Source organism: Kitasatospora sp. NPDC057015, assembly GCF_042673745.1.
Lineage (GTDB): Bacteria > Actinomycetota > Actinomycetes > Streptomycetales > Streptomycetaceae > Kitasatospora.
Window position 1 is genome coordinate 39,829 of sequence record NZ_JBHUSG010000059.1, and the last position, 18,855, is coordinate 58,683.

The 18,855-nt window shown below is 72.3% G+C and carries 15 protein-coding genes; 6 read left to right on the plus strand and 9 right to left on the minus strand.

Annotated features, from left to right (window positions below; all coding sequences use genetic code 11):
- Positions 1–204: 204 nt before the first annotated feature.
- From ACFTWP_RS36150 to ACFTWP_RS36175, 6 genes are all read right to left on the minus strand, one after another.
- The gene (locus ACFTWP_RS36150) at positions 205–2,040 is read right to left on the minus strand and encodes a glycoside hydrolase family 15 protein (protein ID WP_380269307.1); all 1,836 of its coding nucleotides are present in this window, start codon (positions 2,038–2,040) and stop codon (positions 205–207) included.
- 358 nt (positions 2,041–2,398) lie between these two features.
- Positions 2,399–2,725: a hypothetical protein gene (locus tag ACFTWP_RS36155; protein ID WP_380269308.1), complete on the minus strand. Its 327-nt coding sequence runs from the start codon at positions 2,723–2,725 to the stop codon at positions 2,399–2,401.
- Positions 2,726–2,851: 126 nt separating this feature from the next.
- Positions 2,852–2,992, minus strand: a complete 141-nt coding sequence (locus tag ACFTWP_RS36160) for a hypothetical protein (protein ID WP_380269310.1) — start codon at positions 2,990–2,992, stop codon at positions 2,852–2,854.
- A gap of 310 nt (positions 2,993–3,302) precedes the next feature.
- Entirely contained in the window at positions 3,303–3,908 is a 606-nt protein-coding gene (locus tag ACFTWP_RS36165; protein WP_380269311.1) for a hypothetical protein, read from the minus strand.
- Positions 3,909–4,193: 285 nt separating this feature from the next.
- On the minus strand, positions 4,194–6,053 hold the full coding sequence (locus ACFTWP_RS36170) for a hypothetical protein (protein ID WP_380269312.1): 1,860 nt from the start codon (positions 6,051–6,053) through the stop codon (positions 4,194–4,196).
- A gap of 235 nt (positions 6,054–6,288) precedes the next feature.
- Positions 6,289–7,425 (minus strand): FAD-dependent oxidoreductase, encoded by a 1,137-nt coding sequence (locus ACFTWP_RS36175; protein ID WP_380269314.1) that lies wholly within the window; start codon positions 7,423–7,425, stop codon positions 6,289–6,291.
- A gap of 258 nt (positions 7,426–7,683) precedes the next feature.
- On the opposite strand from ACFTWP_RS36175, the gene ACFTWP_RS36180 reads away from it, so the two are divergent.
- The 4 genes from ACFTWP_RS36180 to ACFTWP_RS36195 all read left to right on the plus strand — a co-directional run bounded on the left by ACFTWP_RS36180 (position 7,684) and on the right by ACFTWP_RS36195 (position 10,793).
- Positions 7,684–8,316 (plus strand): TetR/AcrR family transcriptional regulator, encoded by a 633-nt coding sequence (locus ACFTWP_RS36180; RefSeq protein WP_380269315.1) that lies wholly within the window; start codon positions 7,684–7,686, stop codon positions 8,314–8,316.
- A gap of 128 nt (positions 8,317–8,444) precedes the next feature.
- Positions 8,445–8,984 carry an ArsR/SmtB family transcription factor gene (locus ACFTWP_RS36185; protein ID WP_380269316.1) on the plus strand — a complete coding sequence of 180 codons (540 nt, stop codon included), beginning with the start codon at positions 8,445–8,447 and terminating at the stop codon, positions 8,982–8,984.
- 17 nt (positions 8,985–9,001) lie between these two features.
- Positions 9,002–10,270, plus strand: a complete 1,269-nt coding sequence (locus ACFTWP_RS36190; RefSeq protein WP_380269323.1) for an MFS transporter — start codon at positions 9,002–9,004, stop codon at positions 10,268–10,270.
- A gap of 79 nt (positions 10,271–10,349) precedes the next feature.
- Positions 10,350–10,793 (plus strand): hypothetical protein, encoded by a 444-nt coding sequence (locus tag ACFTWP_RS36195; RefSeq protein WP_380269317.1) that lies wholly within the window; start codon positions 10,350–10,352, stop codon positions 10,791–10,793.
- Positions 10,794–10,869: 76 nt separating this feature from the next.
- Here the strand turns inward: ACFTWP_RS36195 and ACFTWP_RS36200 are convergent, their stop codons facing one another.
- Positions 10,870–13,725, minus strand: a complete 2,856-nt coding sequence (locus ACFTWP_RS36200; RefSeq protein WP_380269318.1) for an ATP-binding protein — start codon at positions 13,723–13,725, stop codon at positions 10,870–10,872.
- A 408-nt stretch (positions 13,726–14,133) separates the two neighbouring features.
- On the opposite strand from ACFTWP_RS36200, the gene ACFTWP_RS36205 reads away from it, so the two are divergent.
- Entirely contained in the window at positions 14,134–14,499 is a 366-nt protein-coding gene (locus ACFTWP_RS36205; RefSeq protein WP_380269319.1) for a hypothetical protein, read from the plus strand.
- A gap of 49 nt (positions 14,500–14,548) precedes the next feature.
- A complete protein-coding gene (locus tag ACFTWP_RS36210) occupies positions 14,549–15,715 on the plus strand; it encodes a thiolase family protein (protein WP_380269320.1) in 1,167 nt (388 codons plus the stop codon).
- 178 nt (positions 15,716–15,893) lie between these two features.
- Here ACFTWP_RS36210 and ACFTWP_RS36215 read toward each other — a convergent pair whose 3' ends face one another.
- The gene (locus tag ACFTWP_RS36215) at positions 15,894–17,852 is read right to left on the minus strand and encodes a DUF5107 domain-containing protein (RefSeq protein ID WP_380269321.1); all 1,959 of its coding nucleotides are present in this window, start codon (positions 17,850–17,852) and stop codon (positions 15,894–15,896) included.
- Between the two features lie 199 nt (positions 17,853–18,051).
- Positions 18,052–18,855: carbohydrate ABC transporter permease (locus ACFTWP_RS36220; protein ID WP_380269322.1), on the minus strand; the 804-nt coding region annotated here is incomplete at its 5' end.

Below are 18,855 nucleotides of genomic sequence, written 5' to 3' on the forward strand. Positions count from 1 at the left end.
GGACGGATCCCGTGTTCGGGTGGGTTCACTCGGTCGGATGACTCGTCCCTCCGAGGGCGGCGAATCGGCGCCGCGAACCGCACGGCGCGGTGGCGTGCCGGACCTCACCCCTCCCTGCTTCCCGGCTCGCCTGCCGAGAGCGTTCGGCGGGCCGTCGACCCGCCGCGAGGCGTCGGACACTGCGCTCCGGGCGGCGGTACCGCGTCAGCCCAGTGCGCGGTCGAGGTTGAAGGCGGCGCTGATCAGCGAGAGGTGGGTGAAGGCCTGGGGGAAGTTGCCGAGCTGTTCGCCGGTCGGGCCGATCTCCTCGGCGAACAGTCCCAGGTGGTTGGCGTAGGTGAGCATCTTCTCGAAGGCCAGCCGGGCCTCCTCCAGCCGGCCCGCTCGGGCCAGCGCCTCCACGTACCAGAAGGAGCAGATCGAGAAGGTGCCCTCGGGGCCGGTCAGGCCGTCCGGGCTGGTGGCCGGGTTGTAGCGGTAGACCAGCGAGTCGGAGACCAGGTCCGCGGTGAGGGCGTCCAGGGTGGAGAGCCACTTCGGGTCGGTGGGCGAGATGAACTTGGCCATCGGCATCATCAGCAGCGAGGCGTCCAGCTCACCGTCGTCCAGGACCTGCACGAACGCCTTCCGTCGGCTCGACCAGCCGCGCTTCATGATCTGCCGGTAGATCGCGTCACGGGACTCCCGCCAGCGGGGCAGGTCGGCCGGCAGGCCGCGCCGGTTCGCCATCCGAACCGCCCGCTCCAGTGCCACCCAGCACATCAGCCGCGAGTACACGAAGTCCCTGCGCCCCGAGCGGGTCTCCCAGACTCCCTCGTCGGGCTGGTCCCAGTGCTGGCAGATCCAGTCCGCCATCGCGCCGACCTCGTCCCAGCGGTCGCTGCTGATCGGCTGCCCCCATTTGTCGTACAGGTAGACGGAGTCGATCAGGGCTCCGTAGATGTCCAGCTGGAGCTGGCCGGTGGCGGCGTTGCCGACCCGGACCGGGGCGGAGCCGAGGTGGCCTTCCAGGTGCGGCAACTCGTACTCGGGCAGCTCGCTGCGCCCGTCGATGCCGTACATGATCTGCAGCGGGCCGGCCGCGCCGGTGCCGCGCATGATGCCGCGCTCGCCGAGGAACCCCATGAACGCCTCGGCCTCCGAGGTGAACCCCAGGCGCAGCAGCGCGTAGACGCAGAAGGCCGCGTCGCGGACCCAGACGTACCGGTAGTCCCAGTTGCGCTCGCCGCCGATCTGCTCGGGCAGGCTGGTGGTGGGTGCGGCGACGATCGCACCGGTCGGCGCGTAGGTGAGCAGCTTCAGCAGCAGCGCGGAGCGGTTCACCATCTCCCGCCACCGCCCGTGGTAGCGCGACCCGGCCAGCCAGTGGCGCCAGAACCGGACGGTCGCCTCGGCCTGCTCCTCCGCCTCGGCCCGCGGGCAGGAGCGGGTCGGGACGCCGTCGCCGATCCGGTCGAGGGCGAACACGTGGGACTCGCCCTCCATGAGCTTGAAGTGCGACCACACGTCCAGGCCGTCGCTCTCCAGCGGTGCGGTGGCGGTCAGCGCGAGCGTCAGTGACGGGGCGCGGAACACCGCCTCGTGGCCTTCGAGGTGTGTGGTGTGCGCTTCGGCGCCGTAGCCGAAGCGCGGGGCGATCCGCGCCTTGAACGGAAGGACTCCCCGGACGCAGAGCACCCGTCGGATGAGCCGGTGCCGGTCCGCCTCGCGCGACTCGTCGACCACGGGCATGAAGTCCTGGATCTCCGCCACCCCGTCCGCCGCGAAGAACCGCGTGATCAGCACGTTGGTGTCGGGGAAGTAGAACTGTCGGGTGCGGGTCGGGACCTCGGCGGCCAACTCGAACGACCCGCCGCGGTCGGCGTCGAGGATGGACCCGAAGACGCTGGGCGCGTCGAAGCGCGGGCAGCAGTACCAGTCGATGGTGCCGTTGGTGCCGACCAGAGCGGTCGTCCGGAGATCGCCGATCAGGCCGTGCTCGGAGATCGGCAGGTAGCGGGAGCCGTCCGCCGGCTCGAAACCGGTCGTGTCGAACGCCATGTCGGCCTCCCTGCCGCTGCGGCGCTGGCCCGGGGATGAAACGTCGCTTTTCATGCTAGATCACTACGCGGGGCGCCGCGGGCCGTACGGACGGGGCTCGGCAGTCGACTCGTCCCGGGCAACCCGCCGGTGGTCCGCGGGTGGGCGCGGCGGCCGGCGCCGAGAGGTGGATCCCCATCCTCCGTGTGGCGGCACCGCCGCCACAACGGGGCTCACCGCGCTGGTCAGGCCGAGAGCCGTTGGGTGCCGGCGATCTGCCGGCTCGATCGCGTCGGGGTGGTGCTCGACCGCCCGAGCCGCAGGTCGTCGCCTCCGCGTCGACGATGCCGTCGCACCCCTGCCGTCCCGACGCGCGCACTCACGGACGTCGGCCGACCAGTACGCGATCACCGAGGTGATCGGTGTGATAGCCGGCATCGGCGAGTACGGCGGCAAGGCGCAGGGTCTCCGTGAACACCGGGGACGCGACCGAGGCCCCGCCCACCGCCCGGCCCGCCGAGCGAGCCTCGGCCGGGGCAGCTGATTCGCCGGCCTGCTGCCACCAGTACACCGAGACGCCGTGCCGCTCGATGCGCACCACGGCGCCCGAGCGCCCGGCCGCGACCTGACGCTCAGTGAGGGGGACCCCGTTCATCACCAACGCCGCCTGGACGGAGTCGAGGAGATCTTGCCCGATATTGCGCATATCAGATATTAAACACAAAGCAGACATCAGGTGAACCTTTGCCGTCGAGGAATGGCGGATGTCAGGATCCAGGCCTGCCCGCCGCCTCCCCCGCCGGGCCAGGCGGAGCGGACCACCGGCCAGCAGTCAGGTCGTGCTGTCCCTCCGGGCCTGCCTGTCCAGATGGTCGATCAGCCTGGTCTCGCTCCGCTGCAGACGCTCCCGCTGGTCGCCGGGCAGCGCTGCCAGGGCGTCGACGAGAACCCGTTGACGGGGAACGTGGACCATGGCGCCGGAGTAGATGCGACAGCCGGAACACCAGGCAAGCCCGACACACCGCTCGAACATCGAGGATTCGGGTGGGTAGTGGCGGTACTGGTACGAGCGGACAGGCGTCCCGCAGGTCGTACAGATGCGCCGATCCCCGTCGGGCGCGGTCTCCCAGGTCGAGACCTTGAGCCATCGCCACCGGTCGCCGGGTGCTCTTCAATGCGTCATGTCGAGCATTCTTCCTCATGGCGAGCCGCCCTGACATCACGTATCCGCTTCCGCGGTCGGCTCTGTACGGTGACTCGCACGTGCCTCCGCCCCTCAGCTCCTACGCCGGCAGGGGGCCGGCGAACTCCGCGAGGGTGCGCTCGTAGCGCCCCTCGAAGCCGATCCGGGTGATGTCCCGCCGGCGGAACCTGGACGGCTCGGGCAGCCAACGCGCCTCGATGCCCACCTCGTGCAGCCGCAGCGACTTCGGGCGCAGCCCGGTCACGGCTCCGATCCAGCAGACGTCGGGCCGCAGCAGCTCCCGGTGCAACGCGATCAGACCGAATCGGCGGGAGGCCGCGCCGGCCAGGGCCGCCAGTCCGTCCCTCGACAGGTCCTCCAGCGGCAGGTCGGGCGGCTGGACCGGCCACTGGCCCCGGCGGGCCAGTACCCGAACGGTCAGGCTCCTCGCGTCGCCCGTGCGCTTGACCTTGGTGATGTCGGCCGTCCGCAGCGCCGTCCAGCCGTCACGGTGGAGGTCCTCGCAGGTGGCGAGCAGAGTCCAGCAGGCACCTGCGGCGACCACGAACCCGTCGATCAGGTCCGCGTCGGGGATCGAACGGTGGATGCGGACCGGCGTACCGGTGCGCAACGCACGGTCCAGCCGCCGCCGCACGCGCCGGACGTCGGCGGAACCGTCAGGGGTGGGTTCGTGATTCTCGGACATCCCTGGATCCTCCCGGACACCCGCCCCGCCGGCCAGCGCTTTTCCCGCCGTGACCGGGAGACCGACACGCCCCCGCCGGGCGGACGACATGGTCGTCAAGGACGAGCTCTCCCGGCGCGGCGAGGATGATGCCGCAGGCCTGGGTACCGCGGGCCGAATGCTGACGGTCAGCGGTCACGACGGTCGCCCGAACACGGTGGGCACCGGAGAAGACGATGCCGCACGCCGGACGACCGCCGTCGGGCGACTCGGCGGGTGGTCTGCCGTCCACTGCTCGGACGACTGTCAGCCGGCGAGCAACGTCCGGGCCAGGGTTCGGAGTTCTCCGTCCGGGTGGCCCTGGCCGGAGTAGGGCGAGTCGGCAAGCATGCGGAGTGGGGAGAACGCGAAGCCTCGAAGGGTGGGGCGGAGTTCTTCCGGGAACCGGCCGGTGACGGCGAGGGCTCCGAGGGCGCGGAGGCCGACCGGGGTGGGACCCACCAGTTCGGCGAGGACGGGAACGGCGCGCTCCGGGTTGCCGGTGATCCAGTGGTGGGCCTCGGCAGCGGCGAACCGGGTCCACTGGCCTGCCTCCAGCATGGGCTCGACGAGCGGCAGCAGCGGAGCGGCGGAACCGCCGAGCGGCTCCAGGCTGCTCAGGTACCAGTGGGTCTGACCGCTGCCGGTGAGCAGTTCCCGGAACGTGCGAAGGGCCGAGTCGGCGTCGCCGGTCAGCCGGTAGTGCGCCGCGGCTGCCGCGGCACGCAGCGAGGGGTCGGTGCTCCGCATGGCGTCGCGCAGCAGGTCGACGGTCTCCTGCGTCGGTACGCCGTTGAGCCCGAGCTGACGGGCGGCGACGATGGCCGCGCGGCGGTCGCGCAGGCAGTCGACCAGTTCCGGTTGGGCTCGGCGGGCGGCGGTGCCCGACGACTCCAGGGCTCGGACCAGGGCGATGCCTTCGTTCCCGGTGGCGCCCCGGGCCAGTTCGCGGCGGATCGCGGGCACCAGCCGGTCGGCGGCCTGCGGATAGTGCCGCGCCGCCGCTTCGAGCAGGCGGGCGCCGGGGCGGTGCAGCACGAGGTCCAGGGCGCGGGGGTCACGGGAGTGCACCAGCGCGAGGAGCGCCGCCCCGGCGGTCTCGTCCTCGGTGTCGGCATACCTGTGCAGTGTGTCCCGGAGGCCGGAGTGCGGCGCGGGCAGGCACTCGATCCAGTGGCCGATGGTGCGCAGTCGGGCGGCCAGGGCACGGGCGTCCGTCTGATGGGGAAGGGCGGTCAGCAGCAGGTCCAGGACCTCCGGTTCGCGGTCGCGCCAGGTCTCGGCGGTTCGCTCGGCCAGCCAGGAACCGCGCGTGCCGAGGTCGCCGGCGGCGATCCAGCGGGCGGCCACCGAGAGGCAGGCGTCCGGATCCCGGGTGAGCATGTGGGTGAGTTGCGCGTCGCGCGTGGTGGTGCCCGACCAGGGGAAGTCGTCATCCCCCGGGTCGGGTTCGGTGCCGTCCTCGGCGATGATCTCCACCAGCTCGGCCCGGTAGGGCGGCTCCGACCGCTCGACGGCGAGGACGGCCGCCGCCAGTCTGACGTCGGGTAGTGGGCTTTCCAGCGCCGCCCTCTCCTGGCCGAGGCGGGCCAGGGCGACCACCGCGTCCGCTCGCACGACGGAGACCGGATCAGTCGCATACATCACGTCGAGTCGGGCCACGACGGTAGCCCTCAACTCGACCGGGAGCAGCTCGGCCACGACCGCAACGACGCGCAGCGCCGCCCGGCGAACCGTCCGTTCGCCGTCTTCCAGACATGGCAGCAGGTTCGGGAGCACTCGGCAGAGTTCGGCGCAGACGGCGGCGACCGGACTGCCGGGCCAGTGCGGCGAGTCGACGTCGGCAGGGTCGTGGTCGGCGAGGACGGCGAGCAGCATCAGCAGTTCGTCGTGCCTGCCCGGGGCGTGCAGGGCGGCGTGGGCGAGGAAGGGGACGGCAGGTGCTGACGCCGCATAGACCGTGCCCTGGTGGTGGATGTTGCCGTAGAGCTCGTAGATCGCCTCGTCGGCCACCTCCTCGTCCTCCCGGTAGAGCGCCCTGATCAGATCGGGCACGTCCTCGGCGCAGCCGTAGGCATGGGTCAGGTCCTGCCATCGGACGTGATCCAGGTCGACCGGAGGTCTCATCGTCCGCGCTCCTCAGCTGATCGGGTGCGCCGACCCTACCGATCACCCATGACAAGGCCGCCGGCGGGAGTGCTCGGGTGACTTCCGCAGCCACCCGCCACCGGACCGGGGGCGCCGGGTACGGCTTTCACGCCGCCGCCGCGCCGGCCCTGTCGAGGGTGCCCTTGACGCCCCGGGCGATCCCGCCGCAGCTTCGCCACCCCGGGCCGGGCGGGCGACCTTCGCGCGCGCGGACTCAGTGGCGGTCGTCGTCGGTGGCGAAGTCCGGGAGCTCGGTGGACAGGAGCTGCTCGGCGCCGTGGTCGAGGAGTTCCTGCATCGCGTGGGAGCGGGGCAGCATGGTGCTCTCGTACGCGGTGACCGCGGCGTCGATGCTGTCGCTGCCCACGATCGCGAGGGCGAGTTCGCCGGCGTCGAGCATGGCGAGGTTGACGCCGACGCCGAGCGGGGGCATGAGGTGGGCGGCGTCGCCGAGCAGGGTGACGGTGGGGTTGTGCTCCCAGGTGTGCGGCACCGGCAGGGCGTTGACGGGGCGGTCCACGTAGCGGCCGTCGTTGTCCGTGAGCAGCCGGCGCAGGGCCGGCGACCAGTCGCGGAAGCGCTCCAGGAGCAGGGCGCGGATGGCGTCGGTGTCGCGGACGGTCAGGCCGGCGGCGGCGATCCAGTCGACGGGGACGCGCTGGACGATGTAGACGCGGATGTGGTCGCCGCCGTTGCGCTGGGCGAACAGGCCGCGCTCCCCGTCGGCGGCGGCGGCTCCGCCTTGGCCGACGAGTGCGGCGATCTCGGGGTGCTCGGTCTCCACGTCGTGGAACCAGGCTTCGAGGAAGCTCACGCCGCTGTACTCGGGGAGGGCCGGGGAGATGGCCCGGCGGACCCGGGACCAGGCGCCGTCGGCCCCGACGACGAGGTCGGCCTCGACGGTGGTTCCGTCGGCGAAGCGCAGGCGGCGCGGTCCCTGATCGGGGCCGTCGACGGCGGTGAGGGTGCGGTTCCAGTGGATGGTGCCGGGGGCGAGGGAGTTCAGCAGGAGATCGCGCAGGTCGCCGCGGTCGATCTCGGGCTTGAAGAGCTCGCCCTCCTCGGGGACGTGGTGGAAGAGGATCGTGCCTTCGGGGTCCAGCTGGCGCATCTCCTGGCCCTCGGGGCGGGCGAGGCGGAGGAACTCCTCCAGCAGGCCTGCCTCGCGCAGGGCGATCTGGCCGTTGTCCTGGTGCAGGTCGAGGCTGCCGCCCTGGTCCCGGGCGTCGGGGCCGGCTTCGCCGTCGTAGACGGTGACGGGGATGTGGTGGCGTTGCAGGATGCGGGCGCAGGTCAGGCCGGCGGGGCCGGCGCCGATGATCGCGATGCGGGGGGCGGGGGCGGTGGTCATGGTGGTGCTCCGTTCGAGTCGCCCGGCGTCGGTGCTGCCGCGCGCGGGGTGGTGGTGCGGTACGGGGGTGTCAGTGGGCCGCCGCACCTGCCGGAAGCAGCGTCGGACATGGCGAGTCCGCTGCGTTCGGGCAGGGAGGGGACGGGACGAAGGGGCGGGGCGGTGGTCCGCGCTGCCGCCGTTCCAGAAAAGCACACCCATCAATTAAGTGCAACGATACAACTTTTTGAATCAGGCATCTTTGCGTACGATGGCAGCATGACAACCCCGACCCCCGCTCCGGCCGGGCGGCGCGAACGCAAGAAGGCCGCCACCCGCCAGGCCCTCGCCGACGCCGCCCTGACCCTCTTCCTCGCCCGTGGCTACGACCAGGTGACCCTGCACGAGATCGCCGAGGCCGCCGACGTCTCCACGACGACCCTGCTCAAGCACTTCCCGAGCAAGGAGGCCCTCGTCTTCGACGAGGACTCCGACCAGGAGACCTCCCTCGTCGCCGCCGTCCACGACCGCGCCCCCGACACCACCGTCCCCCAGGCCCTGTGCGCGCACGTCAAGCAGGTCCGCCTGCGCGGAGCCGACTCCGACCCCCACTACACCGACTTCTTCGACCTGGTCACCCGCACCCCCGCCCTCGGCGACTACGCCCACCGGATGTGGATGCGCCACCAGGACGCCCTCGCCCACGCCATCGCCCGCGACGCCGGCCTCCCGCCCGGCGACCCGCACAGCGCCGCGCTCGCCCGCTTCGCTCTGGAGACCTCCGCCCTCGCCCACCGCTCCGAGGACCCGGAACGGGCCGTCGACGCCGCCTTCCACCTCCTCGAACACGGATGGCACGCCGCCGCGACCCGGCGACCCGACCTCAACTCCGAGCCCGACCAAGCCTCATAGGCAGGCCCCAGCGACCGGAAGGCCCCCGACCTCGGGCGCCGACAGGGCGGTCGCCCAGCTCCGGGTCAGTCAGAAAGCTCGAACAAATCCCCTTGACCAATGGTCAAGAAGTGTTGACCATTAGGGGCATGCCTACCGACGACCTCCCCGAGACGTTCCACGTCACAACCGACGAGCAGCTACGGGCCGTTTCCAGCCTCACGCGCCACCGGATCATGGCCGTACTCCGCTTCGAGCCCGCGACGATCACGCAGATCGCCGAGCGGGTGGGCCTGGCGAAGGGGAGCTCCAGCTACCACGTACGGCTGCTGGAGCGGGCCGGCCTGGTGAAGGTGGTACGGACGCGGAAGGTCCGGGGGGTCACCGAGCGGTACTACGCCATGGCCGCGCGGGCGATCGTGCTGCCGGATCCGGGCGAGGGAGGGCCGGACGTGCTGATGCGCCATGCGGTGGCGGACCTGGAGGCAGCGCCGGCCGACGGCGAACGGCACGTGGGGATGGCGCATCTACGGCTCACCGAGGAGCAGTTCGCGGAACTGGGGACGCGGCTGCAGGCACTGGCCGACGAGTACCGGGAGCTGTCCGATCCGTCACTGCCGGACGCGTCATTCGTCTTCGCACTGTTCCACCCGGCATCGCGTCAGCAGGTCGAAGGAGACGCCAAGTGACCACAGAGCTCAGCAGGTTGCCCGCCGGATTCGGACGACTGTGGACTGCGCAGACGATCTCCTCGCTCGGTGACGGGGTGTCACATGCCGCGCTGCCGCTGCTCGCACTGGCGTTGACGCGGGATCCGATGGCACTCGCCGTCGTCACGGCCGCCGGAACGCTGCCGTGGCTGCTGTTCGGCGTGCTCGGCGGTGCGCTGGTGGACCGCTGGGACCGTCGGCGCACGATGTGGGTCACGGACGCGGCGCGTGCGGTGCTGCTCGCGATACCGGCGGCAGCGGCCGCGTTCGACCTGCTGAGCATTCCGCTGCTCGCGGCCGTCGCCTTCCTGCTCGGCCTCGGCGGACTCTTCTTCGACACGGCCGCCACGGCCTACCTGCCGGATCTGCTCGGCCGCGACCCCGCGCTCCTGGAGCGCGCCAACTCCCGCCTACGCGGCGCCCAGACCGCCGCGTCCGGCTTCGCGGGGCCACCTGCGGGCAGTGCCCTGCTCGCGCTCGGCCGGGCGGTTCCGCTGCTCGCCGACGCGGTGTCGTTCGCGGTCTCCGCGGTGCTCGTACGGTCGCTGCCCGCCGCACCCCGGCCCGTACCGCAGGCCCGTGAGTCGCTGCTGCGGCAGGCGCGGGCCGGCGCCTCGTACGTGTTCCGGAACCAGTTGCTGCTCGGGCTCGCGCTGCGTCCGGCGGTCGGGAACATCGCCTTCCTCGCCGTGGAGACCGTACTCGCCCTCTTCGCCCACGACCGTCTGGGCGTCGGCACCTTCGGCTTCGGCCTGCTCCTCACGGCGGAGGCCACCGGCGGTCTGCTCGGCGCGGGCATCGCCTCCTTCCTCGGCCGACGACTCGGCACCGGCACCGCGCTCACCTGCACGGCCGCGGTCGAGGGACTCGCCGTCCTGGGCCTCGCCGTCGCCCCCAACCCGTACGTCGCCGGTCTCGCACTCGCCGTCTGCGGAGCGGGCATGGGCGCCACCATGGTGCTCGCCCCCTCCCTCCGACAGGCGGTCGTCCCCGCCCACCTGATGGGCCGGGTCGCCTCCACCTCCCGGATGCTCGCCATGTGCGCCGCCCCGTTCGGCGCCTTCCTCGGCGGCTGGCTGGCCACCACCTACGACGTACGCACCCCGCTGTACACCGCCGCCGGCCTCCTCCTCACCATGACCGCCGTCACGGCGACCATGACCAGCAACCGCCGGGTCGAGGCGGCGCTGCGTGCCGCCGCCGCAGCCGATGACCCGGAGCACTCGGAAACCCGGGACTCCGTCCAGACGGGCGTCCTTTGCTGATCGGTTCGGAATGCCTTCCGGGCCGCCGACGAAGGCAGATGATGCGCCACGACGAGGTACGGAGAACCCCGAACCGTACGTGGCCCGCGCCGACCGCGCCCTCACCCTGATCGACCCGCGCACCGGCGAGCCGTCCATCCGGCCGCTCCTGCCGCTCGGCCCCGCCCTCTGCCTCGCGGCACCGCCGACGAGGGTGCGGCGGTGCGGTTCGGGCCTCGATCACGTCCGGTTCCTCGATGACGAGGACGGACGCCGGTGGCAGCAGTCGATCGAGTCCTGCCAGCAGCGACTTGTCGGTGCACAGGTTGCACAGCAGCAGGCCGCGCGCGGTGCCGAAGCGCCGGGTGATCCTGGTCGCGACCGTCGCTCCGAGGACTCCGCCGAGGCTGATCGTGCCCAGCAGGCCGCCGCCGACGCCCGGGCTCAGGCCGACGTCGTGCAGGAGGAAGACCACCAACCCGCTTGCAGGACGCTGCCGGTCAGGTTGGTCAGGGCGGAGAAGCCGCAGATCGAGCGCAGGTAGGGGTCACGGGCGAGGAACCCCAGGCCCTCGCGCAAGCTGACGGCGCCCGCGCAGCCGCCCCCGCAGACCTGTACGGTCAGGACGGGGGAAGCGCCTGACCGACCTGGTCGCGGGTGACGCCGAGCTTCTTGAGGGTGTTGGCGACGTGCCGTTCGGCGGTGCGGACGGACAGGGCCAGCGCGAGGGCGATGTCCTGGTTGGTGGCACCCGCGGCGAGGAGTCCGGCCACCTGCTCCTCGCGGGGCGACAGCCGGGGCCCGTAGCTGTGGTGCCCACGGGTCGCGGGGCGCCGGCCACTACCTCGCAGGGCCTGCTCGCAGTGGGCGGCATCGGAGCCGGCGCCGATCCGGGCGAAGACGTCGCGGGCGTGCTGGAGGAGGCGGGCGGCCTCGGTTCCGTCGTCGGCGAGGAGGATCCGTCCGGCCTGTTCGGCGGTACGGGCGGCGCGGTAGACCCGGCCGCAGTCCTCGAAGACGGCACGGGCCTGCTCCAGGAGGCGCGCGGCCTGCGCGGTGTCGGTGTCCGCGGCCAGCAGCCCCTGGCAGAGCAGAATCTCCGCCTCGGCGGCCGGAGCGTCGCAGCCGGCGATCCCGCGCGCGGCCTCGGCGGTCAGCGCCCGGGCCTCCTCGCGCTCGCCGCCGGCGAGCGCCGCCTGCACCGCGATGGGGACCAGGTCGGTGGCCCAGGCCCACACGCCCTTGTGCCGCTGGAGTTCCAGGGCCCGCCGGGCGATCTCCCAGGCCTCTCGGGGCTGCTGTTCCAGCAGGTGGAGGCGGGCGAGGGCCGCGCTGCCGGCCAGCACGCCGTCCCGGGTCTGCCAGGGCAGCAGATGGGTGGTCAGGGCGGCGCGGGCACGGGCCCACTGGCCGCGGGCGATGTCGAGCAGGGCGCGCAGGTGGAGCGGCTCGATGCGGAAGGTTCCGCCCTCGGCGGCCAGTGGGACGATCGCCTCAATCCGTTCGGGCAGATCGTCCCACCGCCCCTCCTCGAAGTCGAGGGCGAGTCGGGTCAGCGCGCAGGCCTCTTCCACCTGCCCGTAGCCCGTGTGGTGGGCCAGTTCCTCGGCCGGGCGCAGCAGGGCGCGGGCGTCCTCGATGCGGCCGGTCCAGGCGAGGTTGGTGGCGGCGTTGCGCAGCGCGCGGGCGCACTCGCGGCGGATCTCCGGATCGGGGTCCTGGCGGGGAAGTTGCCGTAGCAGCGACTCGGTCCGTGGGTCGGCGAGGTGACTGAGGAGGGTGATCTGGCCGGCCTGCACGGTGGCGCGGGTCCTCGGATCCGCGTCTGCGGCCATCCGCACCGCCTGCTCCATCCCGGCCCGGTCCTGGTCGGCGGTGCGGCTGAGTTGGAATCCGTGGCAGAGGGAGGCGAGGGCGATCGCGGCCAGGCCGGGACGGTCTGCCGCGAGTTCCTCGGCAGAGCGGCCCATCTCGTCGAGCCCTTCCAGGTCGCCCTGGTTCAGCAGCGCCCGGGCCAGGCCGAGGCGGATCTCGCCGCGGGCGGACTCGGCGAGAGCGGGGTCGGAGACGATGCGGCGCAGCATGGCCAGACTCGCCGGCAGGTCGGTACGGCGTCCCGCGATGTGGCTGAGCCCGATGGCGGCGCGGGTCCGCTGCTCGGACGGCAGCGCGGGCTCGGCGAGCAGTTGCTGGAGCAGGTCGGCTGCCACGCCTTCGTCACCGACGTCGACGGCGTGCTCGGCGGCGGCCCAGGCATGGGGAAGCCATCCGGCGGTGTCGCCGAGCCGGCGGGCGTGGTGAGCGATCTGCACGAGCGCAGCGGGATCCTGTTCCGAGAGGGTCTCGATGGCGCGCCGGTGCAGCCGACGCCGCCGCGGGCCGAGGATCCGCTCGTACACCGCCTGCCGGGCGAGTACATGGCGGAACCCGTACCGGTCGGCGGACGTCTCGCGCAGCAAGCCGGTCCGGAGGACCTCCAGCAGGGCGGTCTCGGCCTGGTCGGCGTCCAGGTCTGCCAGCCGGGCCAGCAGTTCCTCCCCGGCCGGTACGCCCAGCACCGACGCGCCCCGCACGACCGCCACCGCGTCCTCGGACAGCGTCGCCATCCGGCTGCTGACCGCCTCCTGGAGCGTCCTCGGCACCCCGAGGTCCTTCAGGTCCTTCGGCGTCTGCGGCAACCCGCCGCGCCCGTGGGCCATCCGGTCCGCGAGAACGATCAGGTCCGCCTCCACCACCAGGGCGAACCCGCCGCTGCGTTCGTAGAGCTGGTCTCCCAGCGCGGCGGCCGCGGCCGGGCCGATCACGGCGGCCGCGAGCTCACGCACCTCTGCACGGTCGAACGGCCCGAGGGCGACCTCGGTGCCGCCGACGCCCACCGGGCGACGGTAGGGCGAGCCCAGGACGTTCCCGTGCCCCGGCAAATCCCTCGCTCGATAGGTGAGCAGCAGGCGCAGCTGCGGTGGCGGGTTGCGGGCCAGTAGGAGCAGCAGTTGGCGGGTCGCTTCGTCGGCCCAGTGCACGTCCTCGACGGCCAGCACGACCGGTCCCAGCGCCGACAGCAGGTCGTGCACGGCCCGCATCAGGCGATGGTGCAGGTCGCCTGGGATGTGGACCTCCACCCCGACGGGCAGCCTCGCGGCGAGTTCGGGCAGGTAGGGGGCGAGCGCGGCGGTGGCGGGCCCCGGGCGTGCCTCGGTGTCCAGGTGGGCCCGGCGGAGGGCGTCGATGACCGGGCCGAAAGGGAGGGGTTCGCGCAGCGGGTGGCACCATCCGATGAGGGTCGTCGCTCCTTCGCCCTCCAGCCGGGCGGCCGTCTCCCAGAGCAGACGGGACTTGCCCACCCCGGCCTCGCCCTCGACGAGCACCACGACCGGCTCCTGCCGCAGTGCCGCCAGGAGGACCCGCAGTTCTTCCTGCCGTCCGACGAAGTCGAATCCCGGGCGGCCGGATCCGGACCTCCCACTGAATTCCGCCATGGCGTACCAACACTTCGGGTAGGAGCGACCCGGTCCGCGGCCCCGTCCGGGGCAGATGCAGGACCTCGGCGCCGCCGGCCGGGGGTGACCCTTCCTCACGCTACCCTGCCGGCGTCGAGGCCGGGCCGCCCGCGACCGCCCCGCGCGGTCGGCCTGTTCATGGACTACCCACGGGCGGGGCGCGCACTACCCAGCCGCACCGGCACACCGGCGGCGGTCACCCGGCGGCGCTACTCATGGAAATGCGCAGCACTCCCTTAATAACTCAGGGATAAATGGTCGATTTGACCTCAGAAACGCATGGCAATGCGCTTACCTCCCGTTATTCCATTGGTCTTGGTCGGAGATTCCCCTACCAGAAAGCCGCTCGGCCACAGACCCGATCCCCAGAACCGAACGAGAGCCGCCATGTACCCCACCTCCGTGCCTTCCGTGGTCCGCACGGCGATGTACCTCCGCTGCTACCCCTTCGACCGCTGGGAGATGGCCAACCACCAGAGCGCTCTGCGCGGTCACGCCGAGTTCCTCGCCCTCCCCCGGCCCGTGCTGCACCTGGACAACGGGATCCGCTCCTGCGAGGTGAGGCCGTCCCTCGAACACCTGCTGAACCGGGCGGCCGACGGTGCCGTCCACATCGTGCTGGTTCCCGGGCTCTTCGTCTTCTCCCTCTTCGACGACCAGGCCCGCGCCGTTGCCCGGCGCTTGCGGAGGATGGGCTGCGCAGTGGTGGAACTGCCCTCCCCGTACCGCGCCCACGTCCAGGCCATGCGCTGACGCTTCCGTCCTCGCCCGTCCCCACGTCCGCGGCACCCAGGAGATCCCCATGCGCGACGCAGTCATCGTCGACGCCGTACGCACCGCGGTAGGCAGGCGCAACGGCGCCCTGTCCGGGCTTGACCCGGCCTGCTTGTCCGCCCACGTCCTCGACGCGCTGGCCGAACGGACCGGGCTGGACCCCGCACTGGTCGACGCGGTGGTCTGGGGCTGCGCCGCCGATGTCGGCGGTCGGGCCGGCGGCGTCGGGCGCGCCGCGGTATCGGCGGCGGGCTGGCCCGAGTCCGTGACCGCAGTGGCCGTCGACCGGCAACAGGGCTCCTCGCAGCAGGCCGTGCACCAGGCCGCCGCCGGTGTGGTGTCGGGGCAGTACGACGTCGCCGTGGCCGGCGGCGTCGAGCTCACCGGTTCCGTCCCGCCAGGCGCCACCCGCCTCCACGGCCGCGCCGGCGAGCCCTTCGGGCCGGACGTCCTCGCCCGCCACGGCGGTGTGCGCTTCCAGTGGGGAGCCGCCGCGCAGCTGATCGCCGACGAGTACGGCATCAGCCGCACCGAGATGGACCAGCACGGCGTGGACTCCCACCACCGCGCGGCCCGGGCCGCCGACGAGGGCCGGTTCACGGGCCAGATCGTCCCCGTCACCGTCACCGGCGGGGACGGCACACGTCGCGTCCTCGCCGACGACGAAGGCATCCGCCGCGGCTCCACCCTGCAGACCCTCGCTCTCCTGGAGCCGGCCTTCGGCACGGGGGGCGGCATCACCGCGGGGAACGCGGCGCAGGTCTCCGACGGGGCCGCGGCCCTGCTCGTCACCACCGGCGACTTCGCCAGGGCCAGGGGATGGACCCCGATGACCCGCATCCACACCGCGGTGGCCGCCCCCACCGACCCGGTCCGCATGTTCGGCGGCCCGATCTCGGCCACGGCCACGGCACTGAAACGGGCCGGTCTGCGGATCGGCGAGATCGGCGCCTTCGAGATCGACGAGGTCTTCGCGCCGGCCACCCTCGCCTGGCTGCGCGAGACCGGCGCCGCCTACGAACGGATGAACTCGCTCGGCGGTGCCATCGCCATCGGCCACCCGCTCGCCGGCTCCGGTGCCCGCCTGATGACCACCCTGGTCCACCATCTGCACGACGAGGGCATCCGGTACGGCCTGCAGTCCATGTGCGGGGGCAGCGGCATGGCCAACGCCACCGTCCTCGAACTGCTCTGACACCCGGCCGGACTGGAGCGGCACCCGGCCCGAAACAGGCCGACGCGTGGGGGCGGCCGATGAAGCCGCGCCACGCGTCGCAGGCGAGTCGACCACTGAACGATCGGCGCCCCCCAACGGTGACGGCCCGATGCAGGGCGGCCGACGCCACCACCGCACACCTCCGGTGCACCGAGCCTCAACTCGTAGCGAGCATCCGGAAGTCGTAGGCGCGGGGCAGTGGGAGGGCCGGTTCGGTGGTGTTGGTGGCGTGTTGGTGGGCGAACCAGAGTTCGTGCAGGGAGGCTTCGCCTTCGCGGATGTCGGCGAGTTCGATGCCCTCGTGCAGGAGTCGGCCGCAGCGTTCGGTGTCGCCGGTGTCGAGGGCGGCGCGGGCTTCGGCCCAGCGGGCGCGGCCCAGGGTGCGGCGGGCGGCGGGGAGGGCGGCGAGGAGCGACAGGACTTCGTGTGGGTGTCCGGCGCGGAGCAGGACGGTGGCGGCTTCGAGGGTGAGTGGTAGGAGGTCGGGGGCGAGGTGGAGGGCTTGGCGGTAGGCGTGGGTCGCCTCGGTGGGGTTGCCGGTGTGGTCGGCGAGGGCGGCGAGGTTGCGCCAGGCCCAGGCGGTGGGGCGGTGCTCGATGGAGCGTTGCCAGGCCTTGCGGGCGTCTTCCAGGTGGCCGGCGTGGGCGTGTAGGACGCCGAGGTGGAGGTGGGGGAGCCAGCCGTCGGCTGCTTGGAGTGGTTCCTGCCAGGCGGGGTCGGTCTGGTAGGAGGTGGGTGCCTGGTGGGGGTCGGCGGGGACGAGGTGGCCGTGGTCGAGGAGGTCGAGCCAGGGTTGCTGGTCGGGGCCGAGGGTGCTGTCGGGGAAGGGGGTGCCGGGGGTGCTCGGTGGGGTCTGGCCGGTGCGGGTGCGGCGGTGGTGTTCGAGGGCGCCCCAGCCGGAGCCGGCTTGCAGGATCTCGTCGGGCTGCTGGTCTACCCAGTGTGCGGCGTCGGCGAGTTCGGCGTCGAGGACGCTCTGTGGGATGAGGGTGTCGAGGCTGTGGTGGGCGGCTTCGCGGGCTGTGGTCCAGTCGTCGCTGTGGACGGCGGTGGGGTCGGCTTCGAGGAGGCCGTAGGCCTCGATCCAGGACCAGTGGGCGCCGGCGGGCATCGGGAGGTGTTCGAGTTGGGTGCGGGCCAGGCCGGCTTGGATCTCCAGGTAGCCGTGGCCGGGTTCGGAGAGCCAGTCCTGCCAGTGTCGGCCGCCTTCGCCCTGTCCCCAGAGGAAGAGTTTGCGGCCGCGCAGGCGTTGGGTGGAGGCCTGGGCCAGGCCGCGTCCGCTCGCGTCGAGGGCGGTGATCCAGCGGCGTCGGTCGTCGGGGATGTCGAAGAAGTAGTCGGCGGCGTCGCGGGCGTGGGTGGTGCGGGTGAGGTCGGTGCCGTCGGGTTGGGGCAGGTCGATGTGGCGCACGCGGCGGTCGTAGGAGAACTGCCAGGCCGCGTCGGCGGGGGCGAGTACGCGGACGTCGGGGGCTTCGGGGACGGCGATGTTGGACCACCAGTACATGGGTACGGTGGTGTCGCGGGGGTTGGTGATGCGGATGTGGACGAGCAGGACCTGGGAGTCGTCGGGGAGGTAGGCGTCGATCTGGAAGACGACGCCGCGGATGCGTTCGTACTCCCACATCCGCAGGACGGGGGTGCCGTCCGGGCGGGTGACGCGGGCGGCGTGCAGGGGCTCGCAGGTGGTGGGGGTGTGGCCGATGGTGGCGATGTTCCATTCGACGCCGCCGGCCAGCCAGGCGCCGCGCAGGGCGAGGTTGGCGGGTTGGAACACCGGGTTGCGGAAGAGGAGTTCGCGTCCGGTGGGCTTGTGGATCAGTGACCAGAGTCGGCCGCCGGCGCCGAGCAGGAAGGTGGCCTTAAGGGTGGCGTTCTCCAGTACCGCCACGAGGTGGTCGGCGGGTGCGCGTTCGCGGGTGTAGCCGTCCTGCATGAGGTAGGGCATGACGGAGGGCACCCGGCCGTAGGCGATGTTGTGCCGCATCTCCTCGTCGGCCTCGCTCGCGTCGGCGACCTGGTGCAGGTCGGCGCCGGAGAACAGCGGCGGCAGGGGGTTGGTGGGGCCGACCGCAGCGGTCGGCAGGGTCAGCGCGGTCAGCCGCAGCTCACTCATGTTGCTTCTGCCTCTTCGGAATGTGTGGGGTGGACCGGGAGTTGCGGCGCTGTCCTGCGCGGACCGACCGGCGGACCGCGAATCACGGCCAGTGGGTTGCGCGGACAATCGGCGGACCGCGGGTCACGACGCTCGGTGACTGGGTCCGGCCGGTGGGCCAGGCGGCCTGCTCGGTGGGTCAGGGGGCCTGTTCGGTGGGTTACTTGACGCTGCCGGAGGTGAGTCCGGCCTTCCAGTAGCGCTGGAGGAGGAGGAACATCACGATGATGGGGAGGACGGAGAGCAGTGAGCCGGTGATGATGAGGTTGTAGGGGACGGTCTGGCCGCGTTGTTCCTTCCAGGCGACGAGGCCGACGGTGACCGGTTGCAGGCGGTCGTTGGCGAGCATGAGTGAGGGCAGCAGGTAGTTCGTCCAGATCGTCACGAACTGGAACAGGAAGATGGTGACGAGGGAGGGTTGCAGGACGCGTAGGGCGATGGAGCGGAAGATGCGGAACTCGCCCGCGCCGTCGAGGCGTCCGGCTTCCAGGAGTTCGTCGGGGACGGCGGCGGCGGCGTAGATGCGGGCCAGGTAGACGCCGAAGGGGCTGACGATGCTGGGGATGAACACCGCCCAGAAGGTGTTGACCAGGTGGGTGGCGGAGAACATCAGGTAGAGCGGCAGGGCGAACAGCGGGGCGGGGATGAGGATGGCGCCCAGCACGGTGTTGAACACGGCCTCGCGGCCCCGGAAGGCGTACTTCGCCAGCACGTAGCCGGCCATCGCGGAGAGCAGGGTGGCGACGACGGCGCCGCCCACCGCGTAGAGCAGGCTGTTGAGGAGCCAGCGTCCGAAGATGCCGTCCTGGACGCCGAGCAGGGTGGTGATGTTGTGCACCAGCTCGATGCGGCCGGCGAACCAGAAGCCGTTGCCGGCGAACAGGTCGCTGCTGCTCTTGGTGGCGGAGACGACCAGCCACCACACCGGCAGCAGGGAGTAGAGCGCGGCGAGCAGCAGGACGGC